The organism is Halomonas sp. BC04 (assembly GCF_000568385.1).
Genome location: NZ_AZQX01000016.1, coordinates 1 through 6699 on the forward strand (window position 1 = coordinate 1; position 6699 = coordinate 6699).

Here is a 6699-nt window from a genome sequence, read left to right on the forward strand (position 1 = left end):
ATCGGACACGCCATCCACCACGATGCCCACGACACGGTCCTCGACATTGACCACGATCACCACGGTCTGGCCGCCGTACTCCACCTTGTCGAGATGGAACTTGATGCGCAGGTCGACGATCGGCACGATGACACCGCGCAGATTGGTCACACCCTTGATGAAGTCCGGCGCATTGGCGATGCGAGTGACATTCTCGTAGCCACGAATCTCCTGCACCTTGAGGATATCGACGGCGTACTCCTCCTCGCCCAGGGAGAACACCAGGAATTCACGGTTATGGGCTTCGGCCGCAGTCATGGCCGCTTCGGTCGTCTGGTTCATGAGGAAGTCTCCAGCTCTTTGTCGGTTAAGGCTTCGAGAGATTGGTAGGTACGCGCTTGACCTCGTACCTCTTTCTTGGCACGGCTCAGGCGATGCAAGCCGGTGATGTCCAGGATCAGTGCCACGCTGCCGTCACCCAGAATGGTGGCCGCCGAAACGCCTGGCACCTTGCGGTAATTGGTTTCGAGATTCTTGACCACCACCTGCTGCTGGCCCACCAGGTCATCGACCAACAGGGCGTAGCGACGCCCCTCGCCCTGGACGATGACCGCGATGGTCTCGGTCAGCTTGGTCTTGGCATCGGGCACATCCAGGGCTTCATGGACGGCCACCACCGGCAGGTATTCGTCGCGCACCTTGAGCACGACGTCATCACCTGCCATGGCGTAGAGATCCTCCTTGGCCGGCTGCAGCGATTCGAGCACCGCCGATAGCGGCAGGATGAACATCTCGCGGCCCACCTTGATGGACATACCGTCAAGGATCGCCAAGGTCAGCGGCAGCACGATGCGAATCCGTGTTCCCTCCCCAGCCTTGGACATGATCTCGACATGGCCGCCCATGCCCTGGATGTTGCGCTTGACCACGTCCATGCCCACGCCGCGGCCGGAGACGTCAGTGACCGCTTTTGCGGTGGAGAAACCCGGCGCGAAGATCAACTGCCAGACATCGTCATCGCTCATGGTGTCGGAAACGGGGAGCCCGTTCTCCCGCGCCTTGGCCAGGAGCCGGTCACGGTTCAATCCGGCGCCATCATCGATCACCTCGATGAGAATGTTCCCGCCCTGATGCTGGGCCGACAGGGTAAGGCGACCGGTACGAGGCTTGCCGGCGGCCACGCGATCCTCCGGCATCTCGATACCATGGTCGAGGCTGTTACGGACCAGGTGCGTCAGCGGGTCGATGATCCGCTCGGTCAGGCTCTTGTCCAGCTCGGTGGACTCGCCCTCGGTGACCAGCTCGATGTCCTTGCCCAGTTTGCCGGCGGTTTCGCGCACAACCCGCGGGAAGCGACTGAAGACGAAATCCATGGGAATCATGCGAATCGACATCACCGATTCCTGGAGATCCCTGGCATTGCGCTGCAGCAGGCTCATGCCATTAAGCAGGGCGCTGTCGGCGACCGCGTCCATGTCGCTGACCGTCTGATCGAGCATCGACTGGGTGATGATCAGCTCGCCCACCAGGTTGATGATCTGGTCGACCTTGTCGACGGAAACGCGGATGGAAGAGGTCTCGGGGCCCTTGGCCTTGGGCTTGCTGGCTTTCGCCGGCGCTTGGCGACCGGCTTGGGCGCGGCTTCCGCCTTGGGGGCGGCTTCTTCCGGGACCGGCGCCGCTTCTGCCTTTTCCTTATCCACCGCAGGGGAGCTGGCTTCGCCAACCGTGCTGATCTGCAGCTGATCGGCTTCGACGATGAAGCACATCACCGCCTCGATATCCTCGTTGCCGATCGAGGAGTCCAGCACGACCTCGTAGCGCGCGTCGTCACCCTGCTGGGAGACCACGTCACCCAGCTGCCCCAGCTCCTCAACGAGCAGTTGGCGATCCTTTTCTCCCACGTTCAACAACGTGATGACCCGCTGCCCCTCGCCAGCGGCAAGACGCGACTCGGCCTCGGCCTCGGGCTGGCCGGCGCCGGCAGGCCTGATCTGGAACTGATCGGCATCGATGATGAAACACATCACCGCTTCGATATCGTCATCGCTGTCACTGGAGTCGATCACGACCTCGTAGCGCTGCTCGTCGCCCTGGTGGGAAATCACCTCGCCCAGCTGTCCCAGTTCCTCGACCAACAGTTGACGGTCCTTCTCGCTCACATTGAGCAACGTCACGATGCGTTGCCCGTCACCGTCGGCAGTTTCCACTTCCGGTGCACTGGCTGGCGCGGCCTTGGGAGGAGGCTCGGCCTTCACGGCCGGTGCCGCCCCGCCACCCCCGTCCAGGTCCTGCCCGATCTCCTCGAGTGCCAGCTTCTGCAGGGTCTGGCAAATGCGCTCGAAGGCCTCCTGATCGGGCTCGTCGCCATTTCGGTAGGCGTCTAGCTGATCGCTGAGCATGTCCTTGGTTTCCAGAAAGGTATCGACGATATCCCGGCGCAGGGTGAGCTCTCCCTTGCGGGTATGGTCGAGCAGGTTCTCGAACAGATGGGTGGTCTTCTGCAACGCATCGAAGCCGAAGGTTCCCGCCCCCCCCTTGATCGAATGAGCGGCACGGAAGATGGCATTGAGCTCTTCGGTATCCGGCTCGTCCACGTCAAGCTCCAGGAGGTAGCGTTCCATGTCGGCCAGCAGCTCTTCGGCTTCTTCGAAGAAAGTGTCATAGAAATCCGTGATATCCATGCGCATTACCACCTGGTGTCAGAATGTGTTCCAAGCCCCGTTCACTGCGGATTGAGCGAGCGACGCAGGCTTTCCGTAAATTGTTCCACTGGTGCCAGATCCACCTCGCCTTCCAGCCGCGAACTCATGGGGCTGGGCACACCGGGTCCGTTGAGGATGCTGGGCCGGCGAATGTACTCCGCCACCTCGGGCAACAGGATCAAGAGCTCTATCCGGCGATTGTCGGCATCCCGCGAGTCCGTATCCGGCAACTGGACCCGGTCGGCAAAACCGGAAACCCGCAACAGCTTGCTCGAATCCAGGCCACCCACCACCAGCTCGCGCCGGGAGGCATTGGCCCGGTCGCTGGATAGCTCCCAGTTGCTGTAGCCACGATAACCGCCGGCGTAGGGCAGGCTGTCGGTGTGCCCACCGATGCTCAGGTAGTTGGGCAATTCATTGAGCAGCGGCGCAATGGTGCGCAGCAGGTTACGCATGTAGGGGGCGACACGGTCGCTGCCGATATCGAACATCGGCCGCTGATCGGTGTCCAGCAGCTGGATACGCAGCCCCTCCGGGGTGAGATCGAAGCGCATCTGCTGGCGCAGTTCACGCAGCTCCGGGTCCGCCTCGATCACCGACTCGATGCGACGCTGCAGGTCCATGAAGAAGCGCCGCTGCTGGTCGCTGGGCCGGGTCTGGCTGCGGGTATCGATCCGCGCGCGCTCACCTTCGCTGTGCACCGGGTCGGGCCCCCCACCCGGAATCACCCGGGTGCTGCCCGAACGGTCGCCACCACCGATGGCGGTGGTCAGCGGCGTACTGAAGTAGTCCGCCACGCCTTGGCGCTGCTCTTCGCTCGCCACCGAGAGAATCCACATCACCAGGAAGAGCGCCATCAAGGCCGTCATGAAGTCGGCAAGGGCGATCTTCCAACTGCCGCCATGATGGCCATGGACCACTTTCTTGCGCCGAATGATGATCGGGCGCTTGTCGCCGGCGGCACTCATTCGCCTACCGCACCCGCCTTGGCATTACGGACATACTCCTCGAGCTCGGTGAAGCCCGGGCGCTCGGCGGTATGCAACGCCTTGCGGCCGAACTCCACGGCCAGCTGCGGCGCATAGCCATGCAGGCTGGCCAGCAGCGTGATGCGAATGCACTGCAGCATCTTCTCGGCCTCCTTGATCTGACGCTCGATACTGCTGGCGACCGGATTGATGAAGCCATAGCCCATCAAGATGCCGAGGAAAGTACCAACCAGGGCGTGGGCGATCATCTCGCCCATCTGGTCGGGCCCTGCATCGGCATAGGTCAGCGCCTTGACCACACCCATGACCGCCGCAACGATCCCGAATGCCGGCATGGCGTCACCCACCTTGGCAATGGCATCCGCGGGAATATGCGCCTCCTGCTCAAAAGTCTCGATCTCATGGAGCATCAGCTCATCGATCTCCATGGGATCCATGCCGCCACTGACCATCAGGCGCAGGTAGTCGGTCAGGAAATCCATGATCATCGGGTCGGCCAGCACCCGGGGGTGCTCCTGGAACAGGGCACTCTCCTGGGGAGTGTCGATATCCCGCTCGATGCCCAGCATGCCCTCGCGACGGATCTTGCTCAGCAGCTTGAACTGAACCGCCAGCAACTCCATGTACATCGCTTTGTTGTAGTTCTTGGTGCGCTTGAGCTTGGGAATGATCTTGAAGGTGGCCTTGATCGCCTTGCCGTTGTTCGCCGCAATGAAGGCACCCACCCCCGCCCCGCCGATCATCAGCAGCTCGGTGGGCTGGTACAGCGGGCCCAGGAACCCTCCAGCGAGCACGAAGCCGCCGAAGACGCAGAGTGTAACAACGAGATAGCCAAGCAGAATCAGCACAACCGATATCCTTAATAGGGACGCGACTTGTCGATATTTCTGTTTATCGGCCAGCCCCGGCCGGACTTGAGCCCGGCAATCAAAAAAGCACACGGAAGCGAGAAATAACAACGCCGCCCCGGCACAAGGCCGGGGCGGCGAAGGGGGGCCGGTCGGGACCGGTTACAGCTAGCCGCCTACCGCACTCAGGGAGGTGCGATCAGCCAACATGACGTGCAGCAGCAGGCAGCCCCATGGCGACCGGAGCCAGCTCCGCCGCCTCTCTTTCGCGACGCTTGCGGGTCTTGCCGGCGCGGGAAGGGGGCATACAGATGCCGCAGACGTAGTCGTGGTCAGGCGTGTGGGCATGAGCCACAAAATGGCCGCTGCACTGGGTACAGGCCGACAGCTGCAACAAGTCGCTCTCGAAGAAGCGCACCAGGGTCCAGGCGCGGGTCAGGCCCAGCACGGGTTCGACCTGGTCGATGCTCACCTGCTCGCTGTAGAGCCGGTAGGCAGTGACGAACGCCTGCATCCGCTCGCACTGCTGCTCTTCCCGCAGGTTGCGGAAAATGTTGTAGAACAGCGAGGCATGCACATTCGGCAGCCAGGTGATGAACCAGTCAGTGGAGAAGGGCAGCATCCCCTTGGGGGGCGACATGCCACGCACTTCCTTGAAGAGGCGTATCAGCCGCGCCCGACTCAGGTCGGTCTCGGTTTCCAGCACCTGCAGGCGCGCACCCAGCTCGATCAGCTCGATGGCCAGTTGCACCTGCCGCATTTCAGTAACAAGGCTCTTCTGTTGGGTCATGCCTCGCCCCCCCGTGCAACGGATGCCGCACCACGACCTGCCATCAGCAAGGAAGCGTGGAACTGGGACAATCCATTGTCACGGGGGTTATCGACGACTTGACGCAGTTGCTCGGCCCCATCGAGACCGAAGTGGCACAACAGCTGATTGGTGCGGGCCAGGCGAGTCAGCTGGCCGGCACCCAGCGACTGCATCAAGTCTGCCGTTTCATCATCGAGCTTCAGGCGAAACATCGCCGCGGGCCGGTCGTCGTTGAGCAGACGCTGTGCCAGCAGCAGATAGGCAAGGTTGAGCTCCTGGATGTCGTCCAGGTGATTCGTGGTCTTCATGTTGGTTCCCTGCACGCGGTGGCCGCGTGTCCTTATTTTTTATTACGTTCAAAAGGGTACTTTGGGCAGCCGATGAAAGGGCATCAGCAAAAGCCGTAACAGCACCCGAAGAGGACGTTCTTGCTGCGGGAACCATTGTGAGGTTTTGAAACAGTGCTGCCAACCAGCGAAAAGCATTAGAATGTCAACATCAAGAATGAGAAATATCAGCTTTTGACACTATTTTGTTAACCCCTTGGTAGGAAACGAAAAATAAAAAAAACTCCGACTTGACAAAATAAAGAGCAAAAGGTTAAGAAACATCACATGACATTTTTTTACATTTTTTAACGCTCGTGCTGTGTATCGGAGAGCTCATAGACCCACACCAGCAGCTCGGCAATGGTCTGGTAGAGCATCGGCGGAATCCGGTCGTCGAGGTCCAGCCCCATCAGCAGCGCCACCAGCTCCGGGGCATCGTGGACATAGATCCCCTGTCGCCTCGCTTCGGCCAGGATACGGTCGGCCATGTCACCATAGCCCTTTGCCAATACCCGGGGCGCGTCATCGCCATCCCGGTACGCCAGGGCGATGGCCTGTCGACGTTTGTCAGGTCCCTGCTCCGTCATCGGCCCCCTCCTCTGCCAAGCGCCGAACGTCGATCAGCACCGTCGACAGGCCGGCCGCCTTCAAGCGCTCCTCGAGCCTCGCCACACCTTGCTGCAGCGTCGCCAGGGTGTCCTCCCCATGGGTCTTCAGCTCGAGCCTGACATCGGTATCGCGCAACCACATCGCCACACGGATATCACCCAGGCTCGGCACCCTGAGCTGTAGTTCGGAGTGCCAGGTTTCCTGCTCCGACTTGCCGTCATCACCGCCCTGATCCCCCTCACCGTCTCGCTTGGCGCCGGCCGGCAGCTGCACCATCAGTGCCATGAAAATGCCTGACCAGACATCGCCCTCCCAGCGCAGTATGGGCGTCACCAGCATCTCCAACTGGTGTCGAACCAGCCCCTGCAGGCTCTCGTGGACCGCCTCACCACCGGCCGGCCTGGCGCGAGCCGGGCCTTCACCCAGCTCC

At 61.5% G+C, this 6699-nt stretch carries 7 protein-coding genes and 1 pseudogene; all 8 read right to left on the reverse strand.

Translation table 11 applies throughout. From position 1 onward, the window contains the following. A partial coding sequence (locus Q427_RS01595) for a chemotaxis protein CheW (protein WP_043510425.1) occupies nt 1-321 on the reverse strand: 321 nt, incomplete at its 3' end. Then, a pseudogene (locus Q427_RS01600) lies at nt 318-2662 on the reverse strand (chemotaxis protein CheW). The pseudogene Q427_RS01600 and the gene Q427_RS01595, both read right to left, overlap by 4 nt. 41 nt (nt 2663-2703) lie before the next feature. Further along, nucleotides 2704-3651 (reverse strand): flagellar motor protein MotB, encoded by a 948-nt coding sequence (gene motB / locus Q427_RS01605; protein ID WP_043510427.1) that lies wholly within the window; start codon nt 3649-3651, stop codon nt 2704-2706. Continuing rightward, the gene (gene motA, locus Q427_RS01610; RefSeq protein ID WP_043510428.1) at nt 3648-4520 is read right to left on the reverse strand and encodes a flagellar motor stator protein MotA; all 873 of its coding nucleotides are present in this window, start codon (nt 4518-4520) and stop codon (nt 3648-3650) included. The genes motB and motA overlap by 4 nt, the downstream gene beginning before the upstream one ends. A gap of 199 nt (nt 4521-4719) precedes the next feature. After that, nucleotides 4720-5310, reverse strand: a complete 591-nt coding sequence (flhC, locus tag Q427_RS01615; protein ID WP_051496039.1) for a flagellar transcriptional regulator FlhC — start codon at nt 5308-5310, stop codon at nt 4720-4722. Next, nucleotides 5307-5639, reverse strand: a complete 333-nt coding sequence (flhD, locus tag Q427_RS01620; RefSeq protein WP_043510430.1) for a flagellar transcriptional regulator FlhD — start codon at nt 5637-5639, stop codon at nt 5307-5309. Before flhD ends, flhC begins: the two co-directional genes overlap by 4 nt. A gap of 326 nt (nt 5640-5965) precedes the next feature. Then, nucleotides 5966-6247 (reverse strand): EscU/YscU/HrcU family type III secretion system export apparatus switch protein, encoded by a 282-nt coding sequence (locus Q427_RS01625; RefSeq protein ID WP_043510431.1) that lies wholly within the window; start codon nt 6245-6247, stop codon nt 5966-5968. Then, nucleotides 6228-6699, reverse strand: a 472-nt coding sequence (fliK, locus tag Q427_RS01630) for a flagellar hook-length control protein FliK (RefSeq protein WP_043510432.1), incomplete at its 5' end; no start/stop codon positions are given. The genes fliK and Q427_RS01625, both read right to left, overlap by 20 nt.